24 protein-coding genes and 1 pseudogene are annotated in these 24,962 nt (G+C 41.7%); 13 read left to right on the top strand and 12 right to left on the bottom strand.

Annotation, left to right across the window (positions count from 1 at the left end; translation table 11 throughout):
* Positions 1 to 231: 231 nt before the first annotated feature.
* The 4 genes from MSWHS_RS17665 to MSWHS_RS17685 form a co-directional block, all read right to left on the bottom strand.
* Positions 232 to 798, bottom strand: coding sequence for a hypothetical protein (locus MSWHS_RS17665; RefSeq protein WP_048130025.1), 567 nt, complete (start codon positions 796 to 798; stop codon positions 232 to 234).
* Between the two features lie 52 nt (positions 799 to 850).
* Positions 851 to 1,981, bottom strand: coding sequence for a hypothetical protein (locus tag MSWHS_RS17670; RefSeq protein WP_048130026.1), 1,131 nt, complete (start codon positions 1,979 to 1,981; stop codon positions 851 to 853).
* A 300-nt stretch (positions 1,982 to 2,281) separates the two neighbouring features.
* Complete coding sequence (locus MSWHS_RS17680; RefSeq protein ID WP_048159492.1) at positions 2,282 to 3,343, bottom strand: hypothetical protein; 1,062 nt, start codon at positions 3,341 to 3,343, stop codon at positions 2,282 to 2,284.
* A 148-nt stretch (positions 3,344 to 3,491) separates the two neighbouring features.
* Positions 3,492 to 4,586, bottom strand: a complete 1,095-nt coding sequence (locus tag MSWHS_RS17685) for a hypothetical protein (protein ID WP_048130029.1) — start codon at positions 4,584 to 4,586, stop codon at positions 3,492 to 3,494.
* A 307-nt stretch (positions 4,587 to 4,893) separates the two neighbouring features.
* Between MSWHS_RS17685 and MSWHS_RS17690 the strand changes: the two genes are divergently transcribed.
* The 5 genes from MSWHS_RS17690 (at position 4,894) to hisC (ending at position 9,594) form a co-directional block, all read left to right on the top strand.
* On the top strand, positions 4,894 to 5,376 hold the full coding sequence (locus MSWHS_RS17690) for a PUA domain-containing protein (RefSeq protein ID WP_048159493.1): 483 nt from the start codon (positions 4,894 to 4,896) through the stop codon (positions 5,374 to 5,376).
* Positions 5,377 to 5,820: 444 nt separating this feature from the next.
* Positions 5,821 to 6,819 (top strand): hypothetical protein, encoded by a 999-nt coding sequence (locus tag MSWHS_RS17695; RefSeq protein ID WP_231585513.1) that lies wholly within the window; start codon positions 5,821 to 5,823, stop codon positions 6,817 to 6,819.
* Positions 6,820 to 6,955: 136 nt separating this feature from the next.
* On the top strand, positions 6,956 to 7,180 hold the full coding sequence (locus MSWHS_RS21105) for a hypothetical protein (RefSeq protein WP_048130032.1): 225 nt from the start codon (positions 6,956 to 6,958) through the stop codon (positions 7,178 to 7,180).
* Positions 7,181 to 7,295: 115 nt separating this feature from the next.
* Positions 7,296 to 8,513, top strand: coding sequence for an acetylornithine transaminase (locus MSWHS_RS17705; RefSeq protein WP_231585514.1), 1,218 nt, complete (start codon positions 7,296 to 7,298; stop codon positions 8,511 to 8,513).
* On the top strand, positions 8,494 to 9,594 hold the full coding sequence (hisC, locus tag MSWHS_RS17710) for a histidinol-phosphate transaminase (protein WP_048130033.1): 1,101 nt from the start codon (positions 8,494 to 8,496) through the stop codon (positions 9,592 to 9,594). Before MSWHS_RS17705 ends, hisC begins: the two co-directional genes overlap by 20 nt.
* A 56-nt stretch (positions 9,595 to 9,650) precedes the next feature.
* Here hisC and MSWHS_RS17715 read toward each other — a convergent pair whose 3' ends face one another.
* The 4 genes from MSWHS_RS17715 to artA form a co-directional block, all read right to left on the bottom strand.
* Complete coding sequence (locus MSWHS_RS17715; protein WP_048130034.1) at positions 9,651 to 10,007, bottom strand: dihydroneopterin aldolase family protein; 357 nt, start codon at positions 10,005 to 10,007, stop codon at positions 9,651 to 9,653.
* A gap of 132 nt (positions 10,008 to 10,139) precedes the next feature.
* A complete protein-coding gene (locus MSWHS_RS17720; protein WP_231585515.1) occupies positions 10,140 to 10,868 on the bottom strand; it encodes an archaetidylserine synthase in 729 nt (242 codons plus the stop codon).
* A 17-nt stretch (positions 10,869 to 10,885) separates the two neighbouring features.
* Positions 10,886 to 11,512 (bottom strand): phosphatidylserine decarboxylase, encoded by a 627-nt coding sequence (locus MSWHS_RS17725; protein WP_048130036.1) that lies wholly within the window; start codon positions 11,510 to 11,512, stop codon positions 10,886 to 10,888.
* A gap of 5 nt (positions 11,513 to 11,517) precedes the next feature.
* Positions 11,518 to 12,387 carry an archaeosortase A gene (gene artA, locus MSWHS_RS17730; protein WP_048130037.1) on the bottom strand — a complete coding sequence of 290 codons (870 nt, stop codon included), beginning with the start codon at positions 12,385 to 12,387 and terminating at the stop codon, positions 11,518 to 11,520.
* Between the two features lie 855 nt (positions 12,388 to 13,242).
* Here artA and MSWHS_RS17735 point away from each other — a divergent pair.
* The 4 genes from MSWHS_RS17735 (at position 13,243) to priL (ending at position 16,078) form a co-directional block, all read left to right on the top strand.
* A complete protein-coding gene (locus MSWHS_RS17735; RefSeq protein WP_048130038.1) occupies positions 13,243 to 13,677 on the top strand; it encodes an NUDIX hydrolase in 435 nt (144 codons plus the stop codon).
* On the top strand, positions 13,637 to 13,951 hold the full coding sequence (locus tag MSWHS_RS17740; RefSeq protein ID WP_048130039.1) for a transcription factor S: 315 nt from the start codon (positions 13,637 to 13,639) through the stop codon (positions 13,949 to 13,951). Before MSWHS_RS17735 ends, MSWHS_RS17740 begins: the two co-directional genes overlap by 41 nt.
* Before the next feature lie 305 nt (positions 13,952 to 14,256).
* Positions 14,257 to 14,994, top strand: coding sequence for a DNA polymerase sliding clamp (locus tag MSWHS_RS17745; protein WP_048130040.1), 738 nt, complete (start codon positions 14,257 to 14,259; stop codon positions 14,992 to 14,994).
* A gap of 7 nt (positions 14,995 to 15,001) precedes the next feature.
* The gene (gene priL / locus MSWHS_RS17750) at positions 15,002 to 16,078 is read left to right on the top strand and encodes a DNA primase regulatory subunit PriL (protein WP_048130041.1); all 1,077 of its coding nucleotides are present in this window, start codon (positions 15,002 to 15,004) and stop codon (positions 16,076 to 16,078) included.
* Positions 16,079 to 16,116: 38 nt separating this feature from the next.
* On the opposite strand, the gene MSWHS_RS17755 is transcribed toward priL, so the two are convergent.
* A complete protein-coding gene (locus tag MSWHS_RS17755) occupies positions 16,117 to 16,581 on the bottom strand; it encodes a glyoxalase/bleomycin resistance/dioxygenase family protein (protein WP_048159494.1) in 465 nt (154 codons plus the stop codon).
* Positions 16,582 to 17,453: 872 nt separating this feature from the next.
* Complete coding sequence (locus MSWHS_RS17760; RefSeq protein ID WP_048159495.1) at positions 17,454 to 18,773, bottom strand: cobyrinate a,c-diamide synthase; 1,320 nt, start codon at positions 18,771 to 18,773, stop codon at positions 17,454 to 17,456.
* 464 nt (positions 18,774 to 19,237) lie between these two features.
* Between MSWHS_RS17760 and moaA the strand changes: the two genes are divergently transcribed.
* The 3 genes and pseudogenes from moaA (at position 19,238) to MSWHS_RS21110 (ending at position 22,054) form a co-directional block, all read left to right on the top strand.
* The gene (gene moaA / locus MSWHS_RS17765) at positions 19,238 to 20,248 is read left to right on the top strand and encodes a GTP 3',8-cyclase MoaA (RefSeq protein WP_048130044.1); all 1,011 of its coding nucleotides are present in this window, start codon (positions 19,238 to 19,240) and stop codon (positions 20,246 to 20,248) included.
* A gap of 94 nt (positions 20,249 to 20,342) precedes the next feature.
* Positions 20,343 to 21,796, top strand: a pseudogene (tnpC, locus tag MSWHS_RS17775) (IS66 family transposase).
* 105 nt (positions 21,797 to 21,901) lie between these two features.
* Positions 21,902 to 22,054 (top strand): hypothetical protein, encoded by a 153-nt coding sequence (locus MSWHS_RS21110; protein WP_197073987.1) that lies wholly within the window; start codon positions 21,902 to 21,904, stop codon positions 22,052 to 22,054.
* Positions 22,055 to 22,203: 149 nt separating this feature from the next.
* Here MSWHS_RS21110 and surE read toward each other — a convergent pair whose 3' ends face one another.
* On the bottom strand, positions 22,204 to 23,007 hold the full coding sequence (gene surE / locus MSWHS_RS17780; RefSeq protein WP_048130045.1) for a 5'/3'-nucleotidase SurE: 804 nt from the start codon (positions 23,005 to 23,007) through the stop codon (positions 22,204 to 22,206).
* Between the two features lie 411 nt (positions 23,008 to 23,418).
* Here surE and MSWHS_RS17785 point away from each other — a divergent pair, with 411 nt between their 5' ends.
* On the top strand, positions 23,419 to 24,003 hold the full coding sequence (locus MSWHS_RS17785) for an acetate uptake transporter (protein WP_048159496.1): 585 nt from the start codon (positions 23,419 to 23,421) through the stop codon (positions 24,001 to 24,003).
* 215 nt (positions 24,004 to 24,218) lie between these two features.
* Here the strand turns inward: MSWHS_RS17785 and MSWHS_RS18695 are convergent, their stop codons facing one another.
* A complete protein-coding gene (locus tag MSWHS_RS18695; RefSeq protein WP_231585516.1) occupies positions 24,219 to 24,917 on the bottom strand; it encodes an RNA-guided endonuclease TnpB family protein in 699 nt (232 codons plus the stop codon).
* Between the last annotated feature and the right edge of the window lie 45 nt (positions 24,918 to 24,962).

The raw sequence follows: 24,962 nt of genomic DNA on the forward strand, positions 1-24,962 counted from the left end.
ACAACAGTTATCTAAAATTTTAATATAATATGGGCTGGAGCAGAGTATCGATTTTAGGTAAAGAGGGTAAAGTTTGAGATCGATTTATAGTACAAAATCGATAGCTTTCGGGCAAGAAAACTCCTTAACCGATGACCAATGGATTCAGGTTACATTAGATTCAGGTTATGTACACAAAGCGAAGCTTTTGGTCTCTACAGAGCGAATTTTTTGGTATCAAGGTTTCACTTTTCAGACCTTCACTTTTTTCGTACATGTGGCCCTGCACTCAAAGAACCCGGCTGCAGGCAGCTCATGGATTGTGGTTGCGACAATCATGCCTTCCCCGATTTCTTTTACGACCATGATAGACCTGCCTTTATCATCTTTGAGAACAACTTCGGCATTGGTTTCTGAAAAGTAGCCGTCACATCCTACAGGGGGAATAATGTTTTCAAAGAGTTTCTGAGCATCGTGTTCGCCCACAGGATGAGGTGTGCAAGGGTTTTCTTCCATTACATACTTCAGAGAGAAAGGCAGCCACTCATACTCATATTCGGGGATCAGAGGGCTGAAGACAAGCAGGGTCCCTCCTTTTGCCACAAATCTTTCAAGGGAACGTTTGCCGCGTTCGAGCCCAACACCTGTTTTCGTATACTGCTCATTTGCGAAACCGGTAGGCAGGACAAGAATTTTACAGGCAGGAAGATAAGGGGTACCAAGGGACGTTGAGAGCACTCTGCTGCACTCGAGCCCATAGTCAATAAACAGTTTTTCAAAGAGGAGAGGATTGTCCCAAAGCAGAATTACATCACTCATGAAAAAGGATAGGAAATTCCCACATATGAATTTATCTGTCCGGGTAAAAAACTCATGGCATAAAGGAAGGTTCCAACTCCGCCTCCGCGAATCCGGATTCGGAGATGTGGCTAAGACTCATATTTTTTCCGAATTCGAAAACAATCATATGGGGGCTGGAAGCGACTGTAAAAGGATAACCAATAGATCTGAAGATATTTGAGTAATACTGTATGATGCGTTCACATACTTTTCTATCGGAGTAATCGTGAATCAATTTAACATATTCACTGCCTCTCTCAATACAGATTTCAATATCACTTCCGATACTGTCAGTAAGGTAAAGTTCTTTAAAAATCATTATATGCTCTGCAAGGGTGAAAATCTCAGGGGGTTTGCCTGCGAGTAATTCGAATTCTCTCTCCATGTCGTCAACTGAAGGAAGATTTCCTGAGACAAATGCTTCAAAAACTTTTTTGTTCATGTTGAGCCGCTGGTAGTTCTGCTGTCTGTAGATCTTGACCAGATTTTTCCAGATCTCCGGTCTTTTCTGGATCTCCTGAAAAGTACTTTCCATTGCCCCGAAATGTTCCTCAAACCCTTTTGGGATTTTTTCATAATTAAGAAACTCGGCCCGCTTAAAATAGATTTTAGTTACGTTTGACCTGTTGAACAACCCCTGTACATCCAGTTTCATCTGCTTTGCCAGATAGAGGGCAAAGTTCTGGGCGAGTATCCCCCTGAACCAGGGGTTGCCGTTTGAAAGGGTCAGAATTACAGTTTCCGGTTCCGGGCTTCCGGTACATTCAGCATCAACTTTAATTCTCCAGCCCATTCTATCATTCAGTGCGTTTACATGCCTAACAAAATCAGGAATTTTTTTAATAGTATATGGATTTATTAATTCGTATACAATTGATTCTTCAATAAGCAGACCTGAAGTTTTCTTAATAAACCACTCAAGCATGGTATGATGGATAAGCAGAAATTCTTCTTCTTCAACCATTTTATTACGGGATTCGGCATTCTTTAAAGTTTTACTTGAATCTTCTCCCTTCTCATAATTTTTCCCATCAAGAGCCTGAGAGGCAATTTCGATAGAATCCCTTATCGCTGCACTTAAGTTTCCACTGTTTTTATCCAGAAAGGGTTTTAATTTGTCTATATAGCATTGATCAATCGAGATGTTTTTGCGGACTATCAAGTGAACTTCCTCTTTTCCCTTTTTGGAAGCACAGGAAATTGGAACTTTCCTTGGTCCCCGTACTTATCCATTTTTCTAATTCAGTATAAGATTGTAGCTTCTACTTATTAATTTTTTTGTTAGATGAAAGAATGGAAAGATTATATATGGAGATGGAGAATCCAGGAAGAAAAAAGAAAGAAAACCGTAACATAAGAAATAAAGACAAGAAAAATAACAAAAGATCCAGAATTCTGTTTACACAGATAAGTGGGAAAAAATATAAATTAAGTAAGAGAAAAATAGGAAGGAAGAGAAATTTCAATATTTACAGTTGCTGGAAGGATATGAAGAACAGGGTTCCTTGAATTCGAGGATAATAAGATTTGATACGGTCCTGACCTCAAATGCGTGCCCTGCAGCAAGGAATAATTTTGAAAAAAGCGCTATAAGTTTTGCAATAGCAATTTCTTCGGAAAATTGATGCCGAATTTTTATATGTATCTTTCCCTTCTCAACTGTCCTTTCAATATCATTTGCAAGCTGGGTAATAAAAAGTAATTTTTTGGAAATGGCAAACAGTTCGTAAAGCGGAATTTCCAGAATAGGCTTGCCTGCAGACGCCTCAAAAAAGCTTGTCACATCAGGAATCTCCCCTGCAAGAAATGTTTCAAAAACATCCTTGTTAAGGTTTATCCGCTGATACCTCTGCAACCTGTATCTTTCCACCAGGGAGGTCCAGAACTCCGGTTTGCTTCTAATTTCTTTAAAAGTATAGTCAAGAATTCCAAAATTCTTTCTAATCCCCGGAGGAACCTCCATATCGGATCTGTGTTCCTTAAGAAAGATGCGAATCGAATTGGATTTCCGATGGACAAAGGAAATGTCAAAGTTCAGATAGCAGCCTAGAAAAATAGAGATTAACTCACCAAGAAAAGCTCTTAAACTGGTATCCCCGTTTTCAAGCACAATTACCTCGGTTTTATCCTCCTCCAAGGTGTTGCTGGAAACTTCAATTTCCCATCCCATATTCCGGCTGCGCGTATTGAGATACTCCACGAGGTCTGAAATGTTCTTAATCTGATACGGATTGAAAAGTTCACTTACAAGTTCATCATCTACCAGTATCCCATCGGTATTTTCAATAAGCCACCTGAATGAAAGCTGGCTAATTAATATACATTCGCCGCTCTCAATCAGACTATTACGAATCTCAGGATACTTTGTTGAACCCTGTGTAAAATACTCCAGAGCATCTTCTACGGACTCATGGCCCTGGAGGGCAGCATCTGCAAGCTCTATTGCATCCCTGATTGCAGCACTCAGGTTCCCGTTATTTTTATCCAGGAAAGGCTGCAGTTTCTGAAGGTATTCATCTTCCATAGAAACATTTTTGCGAATCAAAGGATATCCCTGCTTTATAAAGAGTGTTTTTCCACAAACTGCCTTGAAGTGCAAACACACCATGAACTTAAATACTACAGGCAGGTTTACAAGATCAATGTATATATATAAAAGTTATTATTTATCATTAAAAATCCAGACCCGGAGAGACTTTTACAGCATCTCGTATTGAAGTGTCAGGAAGAGAAAAATCAAATATTATGAGCTTGGACACAGAACTTACACTGAATTTGTGCAAGCCAGCCTCAAATAAATTGGAAAACATCTGGATCAGCTTTAAAACTACACCCTCATCAGAATATTCGTGCCTGATTTTGATGCACTCTTTTCCTTTCTCAGCATATATCTCCACATCGCTGACAAGCTGTGAGGCAACTACAAGGTATTTAAAGAGAGGAAGCAGTTCCGAAAGAGGAATTTCATGGAGGGAACGGCCAGCTTTAATCTCAAAATATTTTGTCATATCAGGAAGTTTTCCTGCTACAAGGGCTTCAAAAAAGTCCTTATCCAGATTTACCCTCTGGTAATCGAATTTTTTGTAAAGATCTGCGAGTGTTACCCAGAAAGCAGGTTTTCGTTCAATTTCCCTGTACAGGACATCCTTAGAGCCGAAGTATTTCCTCACGCCAGGAGCTTTGTCCTGCATACCGTGCCGGAAAAAACTTCTCAGGTATATGGTAATTGAATTGGATTTCCGGTGTACAGCTTCAACGTCAAAATTCAATCCACACGCAAGGAATATGCAGACTGCCTCTACAACAAAGTCACGAAAATCCCTGTCTCCCCCGACGAAATCCATGGTGAAGGATTCTGGTTCGACTTCTTCCTTGAAGGAACACGAGACTTCTATTTTCCAGCCCATGCTTTTACTGCTGGTGTTAAGGAATTCCTTTAACTCAGAAACTGTAGTGAGCAGGTAAGGATTAAGCAGTTCGAGGACAACATCCTCATCCATAAGTTTGCCAGCACTGCTTTTCACAAGCCACTTCATAGCCCTCTGGTTCATCATTACACATTCGCCGCTCTGAATAAGCTGTTCCCTTACCTCAGAGTATTTCTTTTTTCCGGTTAATTCCTCAAAGGTTCCATGGCTTTCGGGGTCAGGAATAATCAGATCGATGACTTCCCTTACAGCTGCGCTTAAATTCCCTCCATTTTTGTCCAGCAGAGGCTGAAGTTTCTGGAGGTGAACTTCATCTAAAGAAACGTTTTTTCGAATCAACAAAATCCTCGATTTTTCTTTTTTAAAATGTGGTTGTTGCTGGAGAGATTCCGTCTGCAGGATTTAAGCACCCGAAAGTTCCTGAAAATTATACTTAGATATCTCGTTCAAATCAGGCAATAATTACTTTTTTATTTACGCTATTACGAAATTCGCACTTCCAGACAGTTATTGGATAAAATGTACAAAATATAAATAATTTATTATTTCATCAGAGAAATATAAATTTGTTGATCTTCCGAAAATTTAATTTATTAAGTCTGGAAGACCGGAACGGCTTTAAGGTCTGCATATATTATCTAGCCTCATGAACAACGGTGTAGAAAGAATTTCGAAGGTCCGTATGATTGCGGATTACCAGTTCGGAAAAGGTACAGGAAAAGAGCTTTTCCCTGACGGATCAACGTTCCAGTTATCCCGGACAAAAAGAGTACGCCAGGTCTTTTACTCAGGTCAGAGAATTGTAACGGCCAGAGCAAAGGACGGTTTTTTCACGCTCAGTATTGAAGGAGCTTCCATAATCCACAGGCTTCTCCCCGGAAAAAGACTCAGGGTAGTTGTTTCGGAAGAGGCTGTTCCTTTTGTGGAGGCAGGCAAAACAGCTTTTGCAAAGCATGTAATTGAGATTGATCCTGAACTCCGTGCAGGAGAGGAAGTACTTGTTACAGATAAAGCAGACAGGCTGCTTGCAACAGGGCAGTTGCTCTTATCCCCTGCAGAGATCCTGTCTCTTGACAGTGGAGCAGCTGTAGATGTACGGGTAGGGACTGCTTCGAAAAAAGAAGAATAACCTTTCCAGATAAGGAAGGGCAGCCAGTAAATCATAAATTTTAAATTTTATACAGAAAGACAAAAGGTATTTTTACATTATATACAAATTTTCATATAGCTAGATATAATATATAAGATGTTGTCCTTACTGCTCAAAAATGCCATCATAAGCGGAAAAAATGGATAAGAATATATCATAGATAGTTATTTTTGAATGAATACTACTCGCAAGATAAATAATTGTGTTTTCAGCACCGCGGTTTTAAAAACCACACTCTGAAACCTTAACACTAGATAGCAGAAAACAGTTTCTCCGGAGAGTGAAAGCATCTCAGAGCCAGAGCAGATTCTAAAGCACCTTCTGGTTCCCGATAATACCAGAATAGAAACAAACAGGATTATAGTTGAGGGAGACATTATTATCGGTAACCACTCCAGCATCCAGTACGGCATATCTGGAGATATGATCATTATGGGAGAAGGGGTTGCTGTTTCCGGAGACGTGGTAGCGTGCTCTGACGCCAGGATTGACATGTGGTCAAAAATGGGGAGCAGAGTAGAAGTCGGTAAAAACGCCTATCTGGGAGAATTCGTTACCATTGAAGGAAAACTGACCGTCGAAGGGGACCTGGACGTAGGAAAGGAAGTAAAAATCAAAGGAGGGTTTGAAGCCAAAGGCTGGATCGTTGTCAGGAACCCGGTCCCTGTAATCATGTTTTTGCTTCTGTACATAAGGGAAATGATGCGCCTTGGAAGGGGAGAGGAAGTAGAAAAAGCCCTGGAAGAGCTTTTTGACGACTCCGAAGAGGACCAAGAGTCTGATGGGAAGGAGCCCGCTGAAAAAATACTCGTCATACCCATAGGCACAAAAATCTCTCCTGAAGCCATTGAAGTTGGTGGGGACGCAGTTATCGGAAACAACTGTTATTTAATAGGAAACCTGAAGGCACAATCTGTCGAAACCGGAAAAGACCTGACCCTGAAGGGAAGTGTTTATTCCGAGAGTGAAATCAGCATAGGAGACAGCAGCACTATCTATGGGAATCTATCTTCAAAGGGACAGGTACACATTGGCCGAAACACCAGGGTCTTCGGGGGAATAAAAGCCGAGTCTGTCTTACTGCATGAAAACGCAAGGGTAGATGGCACGATAAAGGCACCTTCAGGAGTGTCTTTCTTAAGGGATGCTGCAGAAAAGCCAGTTCTTGCAGAAGTTAATGCTTTAGGGAAAGTGATTCCAAGAGAAATAAAGGGAGCAGGATCTCAAGACAACCTTCTGAAAGTTCTGGGCATAATTGAGATTGACTCGCTCATTAAAACCAGTGTAAAGGCTAAAGACGGCTTTGTGCCTGGCAGGGAAGGAATGTCTGCCAGGACCATGGCGTTAGGGAGGACCCGGCGCACTGTAGGAGTGAGAAGATTTAGAAGAAGAAGACATGAAGCCGGAGAGCATCAGAACTGATCATAATTCTGCCTTAAGTCTGAAGTTCCCGAAACCAGAATATTCCGCCCAGAATTATTCAAGACAAACTGCTCCTGAAATATCAAGTCTTTCTGTAAATCCTGATTTTGTTTTATACAGGAAAATTCCATAGAACATGAAAAATAATGCAGAAAATTTTCTTTTTTCAGAGAAAGGGCAGCAAATAGTCGGCAATATTCTCAGGGAATTAATTCTCAAGGAATCAGTTCTCAGAGAAGCAGGGGAAATTATCTGGTTTCTGGCGAAGGTAGTAGAAAAGCTTAAACTGAGAAGCCCATTAATCAGGAAATTATTAAATTCAAGTATACAGTCTATAGAAACCAGCAGCCCATTAAGATAATAAATACGGCTGAAACTAAATACGGCTGAAACTAAATACGGCTGAAACTAAATACGGCTGAAACAATAATTAAACTCCAAGAAAAGACTTCAACATTAACATTTGAGATAAATTTATGATCACAAATTCAAGGAAAGGAATTCACTTGACAGAAAACATTATTGAATCCGGGGACCTGCAAGCAAGGTACAATTCCGTTATAGAAAAAGACTCAAAGTATGTAATGCAGACCTATGGACACCAGCCCCTTGTGCTTTCAAAAGGTAAGGGAACAATTGTCCGGGATATCTACGGGAAAGAGTATATCGACTGCGTGGCAGGCATTGCAGTCAATAACGTTGGACACTGCCACCCGACAGTTGTTAAAGCAATCCAGGCACAGGCAGAGAAACTTATTCACGTTTCCAATATATATTATACCGAAATCCAGGCAGAACTTGCGGAAACCCTTGTCTCGATTACAGGAATGGAGCGCGTCTTTTTCTGCAACTCGGGAGCTGAATCCATAGAGGCTGCAATGAAACTGGCTCGTGTGGCTACGGGAAAAAGCACTTTTGTAGCAGCCGAACACTCCTTCCACGGGAGGACTATAGGAGCACTCAGCGTGACCCACAAAAACATGTACAGGGATCCATTCATGCCACCGGTCAGCTCCGAAACCGCCTTTGTCCCATATTCCGATGCCGATGCTATCAGGCAGGCAATTTCCGAAAATACCGCAGCAGTAATCCTTGAGCCCATTCAAGGAGAAGGCGGGGTAAACATACCGGGTCCCGAATACTTAAAAGAAGTAAGGGAAATCTGTGATGAAACCGGCACTCTCCTGATATTTGATGAAGTGCAGACAGGTTTTGGAAGGACAGGCACCTGGTTCTGCAAAGAACAGTTCGGAGTCGAGCCTGACATTATGAGTATGGCAAAAGCCTTAGGAGGAGGGCTCCCCATGGGGGCTATTGCAGCCCGCGACGGGCTCAGTTTCGGGCGTGGGCAGCATGCTTCTACCTTCGGAGGAGGACCTCTTGTCTGTGCGGCAGCTCTTGCTGCGATTAAAGTGATTAAAGAAGAAAAACTTCTGGAGCGCTCAAAGAAAATGGGAGCTTATTTTGTGGAAAAGCTCGCTGGCATGACAAGGAATGACGTTGTGGAAATTCGTGGGAAAGGGCTTATGATAGGAGTTGAGATCAAGTACCCCTGCAGCAAATTTGTTGACTTTGCAAGGGAACACGGCGTGCTTCTAAACTGCACCTCGGACTCGGTACTCCGCCTTGTCCCCCCACTTGTGATAACAAAAGAGCAGATCGATACGGTAGTTGATGTTCTTGAGCAGGCCTGAACTGATAAAAAAAGAAATCTTTGATATTGCAGAGTACGTTCCCGGAAAGTCCATAGAAGAGATAGCTTCCGCCTACGGGCTTGATCCGACTTCGATTATCAAACTTGGCTCAAACGAAAACCCTCTGGGACCTTCCCCAAAAGCTGTTCGGGCTCTTGTAGAAACAGCTCCCGGAGTAAATATCTACCCTTCAGCCGATGCACGGGAACTGAGAGAAGCCCTCTCTAAATACACAGGTTTTCCAGTATCGAACATTGTCGCCTCCGGACCCGGAATGGACGGGCTGCTTGACGGGCTTTGCAGGATAATCATTGAAAAGGGAGACGAGGTTATTGTCCCTACCCCGACCTTTGCCTATTACGAACTGCCTGCCAGAGCTTGCGGGGGAAAACCGATTTTTATCAGGCGAGACTCCGACTTTTCCCTGGACCCTGAAAAGATCCTTGAAGCCGTATCGTCCAGGACAAAGATCATTTTCCTCTGCTCCCCAAACAACCCTTCAGGCAACCTCCTTCCCGAAACCGACCTTAGGAAAATCGTTGAAAATACCCATGCCCTTGTGTTTGTGGACGAAGCATATGTTGAATTTGCAGACAGGAACCTTGCCGGGCTCGTAAAGGAATATGACAACCTTGCGATTGGGAGGACCTTCTCCAAGGCATTCGGGCTTGCTGGCCTGCGCCTGGGCTATGGGATAATGCCTGAATGGCTCGTAAAAGAGTATTCAAGAGCAGCCACCCCGTTTTCGGTAAGTCTCCTGGCTTTAAGAGCAGGAGTAGCCGCACTTTCGGATGAAGACCATCTGAGTAAAAGCATACATCTTGCAAAGGAAGGCAGGGAATACCTGAGAAAAAACATCCCATTTACGGTTTATCCTTCACAGGCAAACTTCGTACTCGTAGATGTTGCTCCTTTGAAAGCAAAAAAAGTCTCAGAAAGCCTTATGGAAAAAGGAATAATCGTGCGCTCCTGTGATTCTTTCAGGGAAGCTGGAGATTCCCTTATCAGGGTAACAATCGGTACTTCTGAACAGAATGAAAAGGTAGTCAGGGCTTTTGAAACTTCAAAAACAGAGGTTTAAAAACCCCTGATTTCTTCAATTAATAATTGATTTTTTAGGCATTCAAATTTTCAATTTTATTCAATATCTTCAATTTTCATCAATGGATAATTAAGTTCAAAGTCGAATTCCATCGCGACTTTCACCCGTGAAAAGCCGTATTTTACAGTGATTTTAACTTCAAGCATGGGACCCTGAAGCTCGGTGTATCCGAACTCACTATTTAACTTACTTTTTAAAAGGTCCCGGTCAATTTTTACCGAAATTTGTTCTACAAAAGGCTGAACTGAAATGCTTTCCTGAATAGCCTTTTCAAGACTTGAAACTGTTTTCAGGTTTACAGGGGAACCTGTAAATTGATGGTAGAGAGCTCCCAGTTTTATTCCTGCCTCGAAAAGTGCGTTATCCCTATCGGTTATTTTGTTTTCGGTCAAATAAACTTCCCCTTGTTAATCCAATGTAATCTTGTCGATTCGATGTGATGAGAAATTAGAGTAAAATACCAGATATCGGGGGGTTAAGTGTGAATATTTAAGTCCAAAACTACAGTAATCTTTGAACCGGCTTTACTGCTTTTCTTTTCCCCCTCCAGCTTTCAGTCCCTTTTTGTGCCCCTGATCTTTACTGCTAACAGGACTGATCAGAGGGACCTTAAGGAAAGGAGAGAACAGGTAAGTAAGCATAAGAATGAAGGGCAGGAAAGAAAAAAGCCGCATATACTCCAGATTAATAAAGTACAGGAAAACAGTTATCCCAAAAATCGCAGCTATAAAAGCCAGAATCTTGATATTCTTTATCTTCGGATAACTTACGGAACTCACCATAAGGATAGACAGGGCAAGAGTCAGAGCCAGAAGGAAGTCGATCCTTACGACACTTTCGCCAAGCAAAAGGTACGCAACCAGCATAATGCAGCCTGCGGTGATAGGAAGCCCTTCAAACCCATTCTTAGGGGTAGAGATCGTAGAATTGAAACGAGCGAGCCTGAGCACACCACATACAGCATAAAAAACTGCAAATATCGCAACAAGAGGTTCATTTTCTCCGAATTCCAGGAATATGAGAAGAGCAGGAGCAACCCCAAAAGAGACTGTGTCTGCCAGGGAGTCAAGTTGCTCCCCAAGTTCTCCCCCTTTGAATCTGCGGGCAATGTATCCATCTGCCCCGTCTGCAACAGCCGCCATCAGGAGTAAGATCAAAGCAAAACCAAAAGAGTTGCTCTGGGCAGCTACTGCAATGGAACCAATCCCGCAGATCAGGTTCAAAAGAGAGACCAGGTCCGGGAGTCTTAACATTTGAAATACGTTCATATTTAAAAGTCCCTGTCATTTTTTATTGTTGCTATAACGGTCTTGCCTGCAAGCACTCGCTCCCCTTTACGAACTGTAATGTCAAAATCATGAGGAATTGTTACATCTACTCTTGACCCGAAACGGATCATTCCGATACGTTGCCCCTGTTCAACAACTTCATTCACACTGGAATATGTGACAATCCTGCGGGCGATGATGCCTGCAATCTGTGTGACCTCTACATCCCCGTACTTGCTATGGATAATAAACTCGTTTCTTTCATTCCTTTCCGAATCCTTACAAAAAGCCGGGAGATAACCCCCTTTCTTGTAGGTAATTTCCTTGATTCTTCCGGAAATCGGAGCTCTATTTACATGTACATTTTGAAGAAACATAAAAATGCAGATTTTTCTGTCTCTGATGTCGATAACCGTACCATCAGCAGGGGAGATCATATAAGTGTCAGAGATTTCTACCTTTCTTTCAGGATCCCTGAAAAAGACAACCATAAAGAAAGTTAGTGCCATCCCCATCTGAGCTGCATGATTGAGGAAGGGTAAACTATCCATCGCCCTAGAGAGAATGGCAAACAGGGCAGTTACAGAAGCAACTGTAAAAAGCCAGGGTTCAGATCCTTTTGCAATCATTGATCTCAGTCCCTAGCAAATCTACGCAGCAGATATTTCAATTCTTCGGAAAGTATGACCCAGAGACCATCGATCATTCCCAGCAACTCAGGGAGAATCTTGAGTACTGCATATGAAATTATAAAGAGAGCGACCCCTGATCCTGCCTTTGCAATATAGTTATGAGCAATTATGAAACTATCAGCCCCAAACCACTGTTCTCCATAAGCTACAACCACAAAAATGTCCCTGATAAGGTTGAGCACATAGATCACAGGTACGGATACAATGAAAGCCATAACCAGACGATTCAGGGGAGCTTTGACCGCGCCTATTAGCCCCATAAAAAGAGCAATGCTTTCAATTGCGGTACAGGCAAGGATAATCTCAACAGTATACCCATTAAGAGTTATCATATTCCAGGCTTTCATGTATGCCGGAATCTCGAAGTACTGAAGCACCCAGAGAACCTGTGAAGTAACGTTTCCAATAATCCAGGTATTCAGGGAAGAGAAATTTGCAAAAGGGAAATAAACAAGAGCACCAAGAGCACTTGCACTTGTAAGCATTGAAGTTATGTCAAGGGAACCTCCCTCAATCTTAGCTGAAACTTCCGAGTGCATCACTTCTCGATTCTTTTGAATAAGAAGAGGACCTTCCCTGTACTCCCGAAACATTATATATGCCACAAGTAAGCAGAACAGAGTAAATACAAACGTAAGGACCACATTGGCATAGTCCAAGGTCTCAACATAGTGGAGAGGCTGGTAACCCCAATGGATGGAAAACACACCCCACCCTATTCCCCCTACCAGTTTACTAACTCTTAAGGTTCTGGGGATAACTGACGACGCTATCATTAACCCAACTGCGAGCCAGAGTACACTTTCTATCATTTTTCACGCACCTTTTTGCCCGGGACGAAGATATTCCAGATTCTATAGTTCTTTTTTGATATTGGAAAATCCCGAACAAACTCTGAAGTTTCCGGAAAGTAGAACATGGAATTCTATAAAATAATTAATAGATTTCCATAGAGCTTCTACAAAGGACTTAAAGTTTTCATAAGCATAAGTATTAAGGAATTCAAAGGTTATGGATTTTACTTTGATATAACGACTTTTACAGTCTTGTGAATAATTATCCCCTAGAAACTATTGCATAGCGCTTGCAGATACATACCTGAAAGATAATATCTACCAGATGAGGCAGTTTCGGCATTATGATAGCATGATGCAGACGGTTTCAGGGTAAAACTATTGAACATTGTGGATTACAAGCATCTGACCTAACTCTAGATATATAAATACCTGCCCAGATATTTGCAGTCAGGCATTTAATGATGTTAAGAGCCCTGTAGATAAATAACAAATTTCTATTATAGAAAAATAACGGATTATGAAGCATTTTTTTATAGGAAAAATTCTCCGGATTAAAAAGTTATGAAAAAAAGAGATAAAGAGCTTTTTGGTAATCTATAAAAGAGAAACCTTTAATAGAGACTACTGCATAAGGGGATTTTCTGCTTGATAGAGACTTGACTCAAAGCATAGAAAACCGGAGAACAACTCAAAAAAGAATTGAGAAGAATAAAAAAATTGAGAAGAATAATTGAAATATGATGACGAGTCTCTACAATATGCACAATAATAATATATTATTTTATCTGGCAAAACGCCAGAAAAAGCTAATCAGGAAGTAGATTGGCAGAGAGAAAAGATCTCCCGGAAAGTGAACTGTGAAGGCGTTTTATGAAAAATAATACCCCCAGCTTAACTGTTGATGCTGTAATTCTCTTTAAAAACAAGCTTGTTCTGGTGAAGAGAAAATATCCTCCTTATGAAGGAAAATTTGCCCTTCCTGGTGGCTTCGTTGAAATCGGGGAAAGTACAGAAAACGCAGCTTTCAGGGAAGCTTTTGAAGAAACGGGCCTTTCTGTAGAGATTCTCAAACTCGTCGGTGTCTATTCCGATCCTGAACGCGACCCCAGGAGACATACGGTCTCAGTGTGCTATCTTGCACAAGGACACGGAAATTTAGAATCGGGTTCTGACGCTGATGCCGTTGAACTTTTTGAGCTCGATTCAATTCCTGAGCTGGCTTTTGACCACAATAAAATGATAAATGACGCAAAAAGTGATATTAATGCAGTTCTGTACCAAATGCAAAAGTATGATGTTTCCTAAAGATGGTAACTACCATTGCAGAAAGTGTGGGAACATAATACCGATTGAAAATAACGCAAAGAATTTCGTCTCCAAAGCCAAAATTGACGATCATGAAGTAGTGGTACTCGAAGGTGAACAGACTTCAGGCCTGCCAACAACGAGTGTAAAGTGCCCGGAGTGCGGGAACAATACTGCGGCCTGGTGGCTCAGACAACTCAGGTCTGCAGACGAATCCGAAACCCGTTTCCTGAAGTGTACGAAATGCGGGTTTACCTGGAGAGAATACGACTAAATTCCACACCCTTTTCCTGCCGGACCCTTCTTATTTGGAAAATATACTTCTGGAAAACGAATTTTCAGGTCAGAACTTCTTTAATGTCTCAGACAGAGCCTGAAACTTCCTGATTTTCTGACCAAGATTTATATAGTTGCCGGGACTTTGAATCTAATAATTTATCCCGATTCCATATATGGCTACTTATTCCGATTCGGAAAATTTTCCTCAAAAGGATAAAAAATACCAAATTGTAAGGAAATTTATATATCCAGGGATAGATAAGGAGTTTAAGGCTTAAATTTATTTGATGGAGAAGAATCATGTTCAAGGCAGCAATTAATGCAGAGCTTCTGAAAGACGCGATTGCCGCACTGGCTGTAATTGTAGATGAGGTTCGATTCAAGATTAAACCCGAAGGTATTTCGGTAAAAGCAGTTGACCCTGCTAACGTTGCAATGGGAATTTTTGAGCTTGGATCATCGGCTTTTGATGAATACAGCGCTGATGAGTGTGAGATCGGGATTGACCTGAATAAGATTACCGACCTTCTGGGAATTGCGGAAAGGAGCGATACAGTCCGAATGGAACTTGAAGAAGGAAGCAATAAACTCCTGATTGATGTAGGAGGGCTGTCCTATACTCTTTCTCTTCTGGATCCTTCGACAATCCGTGCAGAACCCAGAGTTCCCCAACTCGAGCTGCCTGCCAAAGTTGTCCTGAATGGTGCAGACCTCAGGCGTGCCGTAAAAGCCGCGGAAAAAATAAGCGACCATATGCTCATGGGAGTTTCTGGCGATACTTTCTATATAGAAGCTAAGGGCGATACCGATAAAGTCCGCCTGGAGATGGGCAGAGACCAGTTAATTGACCTTAAAGCAGGTGAAGCCTGTTCCCTCTTCTCCCTTGACTACCTGACAGATATAGTCAAGCCCACAAACAAGGTAAATGAGGTTACTCTCTCTCTTGGCAGAGATTTCCCTGTCCTGATTGACTTTGAAATTGCAAACGGTGCAGGAAGAATATCTTACCTCCTGGCTCCGAGAATAGAATCAGACTAAGGATGGCATGCAGGCCGAAAAACTTGCATATTACCCATTTATTTCAGAAGCATCTGCCCATGTTGGAAACCTGGGAATTTCTCTGGAAAGCCTGCTCAATTCGCGAGCTTACAGGGCTGCAAGAGCCCGTGGAATAGAAAGGGCAAAAGAAGCTCTTGAAGGAGAAATTAAAAAATCCCCTGTATCTGGGGAAGCCCAGGTGCTCTCGGAACTCCTTTCCTATCCCTTTGCCAGGATGCTGGTTGCCTGTGTGGATGACCAGCTCTTTACCCGGCGCTATGCCCTGGCAGAAGCCAAGGCTGCTTATACTTTTTTGAGAAACGAAACCCCGGACTTTTTGCTCGAATTCGGGGAAGACTTTGGAATCCTGGCAGATTTCAGAGACTCCTATTTCAGTATGCATTTTACGGACTATATCCGCTTTTCAAATTCCCTCAAAGACCCCACCTGGAAACTGACAAACCGCCAGCTCAGGGCAGGTAAGATAAAAATAACAAAGGAAGAGTTTGCAAGGCTTCTTGAAGAAGCAGTCAGGGAAAGAATCGAACAGTCCTTCCCGATCTCGGAAATCCCTCCCGAAGTCTCCAGCTTCTGTTCCCCCCATGTTTCCGAGATAAAAGAACAGTTTGAGGTTCAGAAAAAGAAATTCGGAGCTACGAACTTTGGGGTTGTCGAGCCCGAACTCTTCCCCCCCTGCATTTCCCATGCCCTTGCAAACGTCCAGGGAGGGGTTAACCTTGCCCATTCGATGCGTTTTGCAATGACTTCATTCTTGCTGAACGTGGGGATGTCAGTGGATGAAATCCTAAACCTTTTCAACATCTCTCCTGATTTTGATGCGGAAAAAACCCTCTACCAGATAGAACACATCGCAGGCGCTACAGGCAACGTATACAAACCCCCTGCCTGCGACACTATGAGGACCTACGGCAACTGTATCGGAAAAGACAGGCTCTGCGAGAAAATTAGCCATCCTCTGGGGTATTACGAGAGAAAAACATTTATAAAAAATAAAGAAAATGAACAGAGAGAAGAAAAAGAAAAAGAAGAGGGAGGGAAAAAGGGAAATGAAAAAGAGAAATGAAATTAAAGAGAAATGAAAGGTTACCAGCCATTGGCTGATTATAAAAACTGTCTGACAAATTCCTCTGGCATTAAAGTGCGTTTTGCAGTTTCTTCTACCGACGATCCTTCACTCAGGAATCTTTTTACTACGCTTTCCATTGGTTCCCCAACCTCAACAATATGCATATCAGGATCGTAAAATCTGATAACCCGCTGTCCCCAGGGCTGGTCTTTTATTCCGTGTACATATTCAATGGAATCCACGTCTTTCAGCTTTTGAAGGAAACTATCTAAATCTTCTTCTTCAAAATACAATTCAGAATTATTTGATTTTTGAATGATGTCTTTTTTGTTTATGTTTATCAAATCTGAAAAATGCGACTTTAAATGTATCGCAAAACCACTCTCAAATGAAACGTTTTCACCAAAATCACACTGTACTTTTTGATCGAGAACTTTTTCGTAAAAGTTTCTGGAAATTTCCATATTGTTGACAACAATAAGTGGACATATAAATTTCATTTAATTCCCTCCTTTTGCGGTGAGCACGATACTGGATATTCATTGTTCCAAATCATTGATAATACAATGGTGAAACCTCGTTCAACAAATCTTCTCAGTATCCATTTTCAGTATCCATTTTAAGAAATTGCCTCTATTCCTAAAAATTACTTCGGTATTTATAAATCTCAGCCTAGCAAGCTGAAAGTATCAAATTCGATTAGAGACCAAATAGTCAAACATACCAACATTTAAAAATGCCGAATTACGTAAAAGATAATGAAAAAGTAGGAGGATTGAGAAATGAAAAATCTATTTGATTTAACGGGAAAAGTTGCTGATGAGAAAATGTCTAAACCTTATGCACCATAATAAATTGCAAAGACACTAGGTTCCTGCCAGCTATACCGGTCACCACCTGGTCAGTAAACAGGGTATCTTCCAGACTCATCCCAGGTTAGTCACGCCACCTATCACGCCACCTATCACACCACCTGGTTTTGATGACATCATCGTTCGATACGTCAACACTGGTTCAGTTTCATTCAGCTCCCTAGCATGCACCTGACGAAGTCACAGCCTCGCTTTTTCCCATAACACTCACTACCGTGGCTTTTGACCAAAGTAGCTTATGGGTGATTTGGAATCACATCCTGTAATGCGAATCCGAGGAACCAATCCTCATCTTTTCTGTAGCATAGCACAAAACAACGTTCAGAAGAGGCATATTTCAATACAAAAATTATGAAAATTAAATACAAAGGCTATGAAAAATAAAAGATTGCCCGTTTTACAGGCAATTACGTAAGCCATTGAATCTTTACCTGAGTCCTGAACATGATCTAAGTCCTGAACATGATCTAAGTCCTGAACATGATCTAAGTCCTGAAACTTTACCGTCTTTTGTATTCCCTGCACTTTCCCACGAACTTACCTACCGGGAAACTGGCAGGATGAGAGTGCATATACCCTGCGAGGGTATTGTGCTCGATAAGCCCGTCAAAACCGTCCTGTATGCCTTTCCCACGGATCATTTCGTATGCAAACCTGGAATCTCTGTCGCATTCCGTGATGGAGTAATGGAACTCATGCCCCCTGATATTGTGGGAAGAGAAGTTTTTGTCGAGAGGACGGGCTTCGGTATATCCGAGAGCTTTCAGACGGTTTGTCATGCGGGTATTTGCAGGCACAACATCAGCCAGTTTATAAGTCCTGTCATCAACTTCATAGGTCCCACAGAGATAGAGCAGGCCACCACATTCCGCATAAATGGGCAGGCCGTCAGCTGCAAGCCCTTTGAGTTTCCGGGTGGTTTCCGAACTTTCAAGGACTTCTGCATAGAGTTCAGGGTAGCCGCCTCCGAGGTAAATCCCATCCACATCCGGAACATCACCTTCCATAGGGCTAAAAAATACGACTTCTGCTCCGTTATCCTCGAATGCATCAAACATATCCCGATAATAGAAACAAAAAGCAGGGTCCCAGGCAACTCCGATCTTGAGGTCTGTTCCCTGTTTCTGAATTACATCAACTTCCGGAACGGGACAGGGCTCAGCAAGTTCAAGCACCGCATCAAGGTCAACGTTTTCTTCAATAAAAGATGCCATTTCCGCAGTGTTGTAATCCTTTTCATGCGCCATGTAGAGTCCAAGGTGCCTTGAAGGAACCTCAATTTCTTTCCTTCGGGGAATTGTGCCGATGATAGGAATGTTGCCCGGAAGCGCATTCTTTACAAGTTCTGCATGGCGAAGGCTGCCTACCTGATTCAGGATAACGCCTGCGACCCTGACTTCCGGATCGAATTCTGAATAGCCCTTCAGAAGAGCTGCGGCACTTCTGGACATGCCATGGACATTGATTACCAAAATCACCGGAATATCCAGAGTCTTTGCAACGTGCGCCGAGCTTGCAATTTCCGTAGAGTCAATCCCGTCAAAGAGCCCCATGACCCCTTCAACAACAGCAATGTCAGCGTCTGCAGACGTACGGGCAACTGTCTGCCTCACCCCTTCCGTCCCCATCATATAGGTGTCCAGATTCCTAGAAGAACGCCCGCAGATAGCTGTGTGGTGGGAAGGGTCAATGTAATCCGGCCCTACCTTATAAGGCTGGACTTTTAGTTGCCTGTGCTTAAGGGCAGCCATAATACCCATGGAAACTGTGGTTTTTCCAACTCCGCTATGAGTTCCTGCTATAAGTATTCCTTTTGTCATTTGGTAACTATTGTATAAATTAATATATATAAGGTTATTAATCAAGCTGTTTCGAGCATTTTATAGAAGTTTCAAAAAAGAAATGCAAACAATGAAACAAATTTTCGAGAAATAATCCATATTTCGAACCCCTGCCAGGATAGGAAAACAATACTTGACTATTGGTCATTTTGTTGATATTATATCAGTAAAATGATTTTTTTGATATAGCAGATTGTCACAAATTTGAAAAAATATGAGGGGTATTAGCGTCGACATACATGAATATTAACCTTAAGTAAATATGCGCTACCAATTTATATTAGCTACAATTATGTATTATAGTAGATGAAACATATCACTATCAAATATTCTTTTTAGCCATTATACTTTTGATCGTTGCACTTTTGGTAATTCCAGATAACCAGATCATTATTCTACCAAAAAATATTATTACCTAGATAATATAAATACGCCAGAGAAATATGAAGGACAACAATTCAGGGAAAAATTCCCCGCTTCCGGAAAAAAAAGGAACAGAAATCCTGGTTGACCCTTACGGGCGCAAAGTAACCGGGCTCCGCATATCCATTACCGAAAGGTGTAACCTTTCCTGCATGTACTGCCATAATGAAGGAGCAGACTGTTGCACCTGTGGCCCCGTAGGACACGAGATGAGTCCGGAGCTTATCTGCGGGATTGTCCGGGAAGCAGCGAAATTCGGAGTCCGCAAAGTAAAGTTCTCAGGGGGAGAACCACTTTTTAGAAAGGACTTTGAGGAAATCCTTGCCTGTCTCCCTCCTCTGAAAGAAGTCTCAGCAACCACAAATGGCATCCTGCTTGAAAAGCGTGCAAAAACTCTGAAAGCTGCGGGTCTGGACAGAATAAATGTGAGCCTGGATTCCCTTGTCCCCGAAAAGTATGAAGCGATTACCAGAGCCCCAAAGGGCTCTCTTGAGAAAGTCATAAAAGGCATCGACAGTGCAGTTGAAGCTGGACTGACACCGATAAAGCTGAATATGGTGCTTCTGAAAGGTATAAACGACAATGAGATCGATACAATGATAGACTTTGTCCGGCCTTATAAAGGAAAAGTTATCCTCCAGTTGATCGAACTCATGGATATTGACCCTCAACTTTCAAAGTATACTATTGACTCAAAAGCCCTTGAAAAAAGCCTCGATGAACGAGCAAGCGAGGTAAGAGTCCGGCACCTGCACCACCGGAAAAAATACATTATCGACGGGGTGGAAGTAGAATTTGTGCAGCCAATGGACAATTCAGAGTTCTGCGCCCACTGCAGCAGGCTCAGGGTCACTGCCGATGGGAAGTTAAAACCCTGCCTGCTTGTACACGATAACCTTGTTGATGCCCGGGAAGCAAAGAACCCCGAAGAGATCGAAAAACTGCTCAGACTTGCGGTAAGCCGGAGGAAACCTTACTGTACTCCTAAAATAGAAATAAGGAAAAAAACAAAAGAAGACATAAAAAAGTAATGGTAACAATTCAGGTAGCCTTTGAAAGGCTACAATTTTTCCTCTTTTCGAGGAAAAATTGCATATAAATTGAATCCTATTTTGTTTCGTTATTATGCTTACACGTGAAGAGATCCTCGTTATCTATGAAGCTGGTCCTGAAGCTGTAATTTCTGTAATCCAGAGACTTGAAACTATCATAGAAGAACAAGCTATTCGAATTGCTGAACTAGAAGAACGTGTAAGGATTTTAGAATCTCGCTTAAATCAAAATAGCAGAAACAGCAGTAAACCTCCTTCTACTGACTTTTCAGTCAAAGAAAAACCTAATCCCAAGAGTCTCCGGAAAAAGAGTGGGAAGAAACCTGGAGGTCAAGAAGGTCATCCAGGCACAACTCTTGATATGGTTAATGATCCTGATTAGGTAATTGAACATTCTTTGACCTGCTGCAAAGAATGTGGACATACTCTTGAGGATGTTGAAGTTGAAGCTTATGAGAGAAGACAAATTTTTGATATTCCTCCTGTAAATCTAATTGTTACGGAACATCGAAGTCAGATTAAGACCTGTACTCACTGTGGAAAATCAAATAAAGCTTCTTTTCCAGAATCTGTGAAATATCCCGTCCAGTATGGTCCTAATATTTTAGCTTCAGCAATTTACTGTAAAAACTACCAGTTTATTCCCTATAAAAGGATTTTAGAGTTTTTTGATGACGTTATGGGGATAAAAATCTGTTCTGCTACGATAATCAGAGCAGAAAAAGAATGCTTCCGGAATTTAGAGGAGTTTGAAAATGTGAGTCAGAGAGGTTAATAACTTCTCCTGTAATCCATTGTGATGAAACTGGGATGAAAATTGAAGGAAAAAGGCATTGGCTTCATGTAGCTTCTAATGACAAATACACCTGTTATTTTGCTCACTCAAAAAGAGGATCAGAAGCAATTAATGCCATGGGAATTCTTCCAGAGTTTAAAGGAATAGCAGTTCATGACGGATGGAAACCCTATAACAGTTATGAATGTGATCATGCTCTTTGCAATGCTCATCTCCAGAGAGAACTTACTGGAATTGAGGAGAACTATAAACAGCAATGGGCTAAAGAGATGAATGAACTGTTAACAGAAATGAAAAAGTATACTGATGAGTGTAAAGAGCAGGTCAAAGATCTGGACTTTGAGCAAATTAAAGTGTTAGAAGAAAGGTTCGATGCTGTAGTCATGAAAGGGATTGAAGAAAATCCACCTTCTCTAAACCCTGAAAAACAAGGAAAACGTGGTAAAAATCCAAAAACAAAAGCAAGGAACCTACTTGACAGGTTTATAGAAAACAAAAAACAGATCCTGAGATTCCTCAATGACTTGAGAGTTCCGTTTGAGAATAACCAAGCAGAAAGAGACATAAGGATGATGAAATTACAGCAGAAAATATCAGGAACTTTCAGAACTATACAAGGAGCGGAAGCTTTCTGCAGAATTAGAGCTTATATCTCAACCATTAAAAAGAACGATTTACCTGTTATAGACGGTATTCTCGCGGCGCTCAAAGGAGCGCCGCTATTATTCTGAGAATTTCAGCATTTTGCTGAAAAAACATACTTTTTTATCAGTGGCTGAATAGTTACAAGTAATGAAAGAAAAGGAGAAAACTCTGGAAAATTAGGAGGAAAAAAAGTGAAAATAGAACTTTTAGTAGATGACAAAAAAATTCCCACGAACGAGTTTATCCAGAAAATCTTAGGAAACGTGGTCAAAGCGATGGTTGAGTCACTCCACGCAGTTGACGACGAATGGAAAGAAATTTCCATAAAAGTAGAAAAAGAATAAAACAAAAAACAAACAGGGTTTCAGGCTGAGATGGAAAAAAAACCAGTATTTTTGTCGGAAAGCTCTTCTCCTACTTTTTGGAAAGTTATTTTATTCTTTTTTCAGTGAGCCTGTCCTTCTATTTTAGAGACTATTAAGGACTCAAAGGCTCAGAGATATTTTTCGATCTCTGAAAACTCTATTCTTGCCGTCGAGTCCAGGGAGATCGGAGTTATTGAGACGTGCCCTTTCTGCATGATAGCGTGCACATCAGTCCCTTCCTCTTCTTCGCGGATCAGGTCCCCTGCAATCCAATAATAAGGCCTTCCCCTGGGGTCACACCGCTCTTCCACATCAGTTTTAAAGATCTTCCTCGCAAGGCGGGTTATCTCTATCGGAGTATCTTCTTCAGCATGATAGGGAATATTAATGTTCAGGAGATCCACATTTTCAGGCATGCCGTACCTGAGGACGTTTCGAGCCACTCTGTTTACGATTTTAATCCCGGCTTCGAAGCGTTCCCTATGGTAGTCCCTGGGATCGTCGAATTTCTGGCCTTCGTCAAGCACCTGCATGGAGGCGGCAATTGCCGGAACGCCATAGCTTGCAGCTTCAAGGGCTCCTCCGATAGTCCCGGAGGTGGTGATCGTATCCGTGCTGATATTCTCTCCAATGTTAAAGCCAGAGAGCACCAGGTCTGGCATTTGCTTGAGGATAGTAAAGATGCCCAGAATTACAGAATCCGTTGGAGTGCCGCCCACAGCATAAGCAGGTGCGCCTCCTACGTCTGTTTTTGTAATCCGGAGAGGCTCAAAGATAGAAATCGAACGTCCGACCCCGCTCTGCTGGACAGCAGGAGCCGAAATCGTAACTTCCCCCAGATCTGAAACGCTGTCAAAAGCAGCTTTCAGGCCTGTGGAATAAACACCGTCATCATTGGTAACAAGAATTTTTGGGGTCATCTGTTTTCCCATAAGTTTCAGGATGATTTAAAATTAATGGAAAAAGGATGCATGGAATGAAAAACCGGAGGAAAGATTCTATGTTAATATTAGTATAAAAATAAGAAAAAATATATGTGGAGCGATATATTTTATAATAATATGTCTTCGGGGGTGGAACAAACCGGGGGGTTCCGACACAAAAAGAATAACAAAAGGAATGAGAAAGGGAACTGTCACAAAAGGAATGAGAAAGGGAACTGTACAGAATTGTTTTTCTTTTCATCATATTCGTGACTCAAAAGGTTCCGTACAGAACCTTTCAGTAGTGCTACTGCTTGTGATAATCAAAATTAGAATTGAAAATCTCCAGTGAATTGAAAATCTCCAGTGAATTAAAAATTTCCATTAAAATTCCGGAGAAAAATCCGGGGAGTGATATTGATGGTAGAAGCACAGGAAATGATAACAGACATAAAGGACAGGACCGCAAACCCTACACCTCTGGGATTTACGGGTCTTGGTCTTTCAGCAGTCCTCCTGAGCCTTAGTTACATAGGTGTTTACCCTGTGGACTCGATGATAGTGTCTATGGCAATATTCCTCGGCGGCTTTGCCCAGGTCTTTGCAGGCTTAATGGCCTGGAAAAAGGGAAGTGTTTTTGGAGGAACAGCCTTCTGCGCATTCGGCCTGTTCTGGTTCTCCCTTGCAGGTCTTATACTCATGCCCGAAATCGGCTGGATTGCAGGCCCTGAACCTATGTCACTTGCAGCCTACCTCTTCCTCTGGGGAGTTTATACCTTCGTTATGCTTATAGCCACCCTGAAACTGGGCAGCAAAGCGATAATGTTCGTATTTGTGACCCTCTTTCTGCTGTTCATGCTGCTGGCTATCGTAAACGCCACAGGAAACGCAGGCCTGCTCGTCATAGCCGGCTATGATGGACTTATCATGGGACTTGGAGCCCTGTACACCGGCCTTGGGGAAGTGCTAAATGACGCATACGGCAGGAAAGTTGTTCCTATCTGAGATAGAAAGATAAAGAAGCGATAAAGGAAAACTAAACAAGGAATAAGCGTGAACTACCCCGTCCTGCTTTCTGATGAAAGCAAGGACGGAGCTTCCTTCGAGTAATTACGTCACCTGGATATTTGCATAATGCAAGTATCCATCTGTAATCCTGTTTGTCGAAGATTATCAGAAAATTTCTGATAGCCTGTCCGCAAAGCATTTTGTGATAAGAATCACTTCATGATGTTGATAACATTGTTTCTATCAATAACGTTTCCACAATCACATATCATAATTCTTTCCCAAAGAGGCATGCCGTGTCTTTTTCCACAGATACAGCACTCCTTTGATGTATAAGCTTCATCAATTCTTATTACTCTTTTACCTGTAAGCTCTGCTTTGTAGGTCAAGAATTCGATGAAACGAGAAAGGTATCCTTGATTCTGGGTTGATCTATTCTGAGAACGTTTTCTTTTTCCAGTTACTTTCTTTGATTGAGCCATTTTTTTTACATTCAGATCACCAACAATTATTGTATTGGCTCTGGTGTTTTCAATCATGGTTTTAGAAAGCTTATGTTGAAAATCTTTTATCTGATTAGACTTTTTTGCTTCCATCTTTATACATGTTTTGTGCAGTCTATTCCATCTATTGCTTCCTTTTTTACAGTGATCTTTTCTGGATTTGATTGTATCTATTTTAGTATTCCAGTATTGATCTGAACGTGGTGTTTTAACTTCAAAGAATTTTCCTTGAGTGTTTACTGCTGTTACTATTTTCGTGATTCCTAAATCTATTGCTTGATACAAATCGTTATCAACATACTCTGTTATAGGACTTATAAGATTTTCATCATATGTTATTGATACAACGAAATTTCCTCTACCCTTGTACGGATCATAATTGTAGATTTCTATCTGCTTGATTGCCAACAAATCACGGACGTTTCCGACTTCAAAAGATAATGGAATTTCATT

Source organism: Methanosarcina sp. WWM596 (genome assembly GCF_000969965.1).
GTDB lineage: Archaea > Halobacteriota > Methanosarcinia > Methanosarcinales > Methanosarcinaceae > Methanosarcina.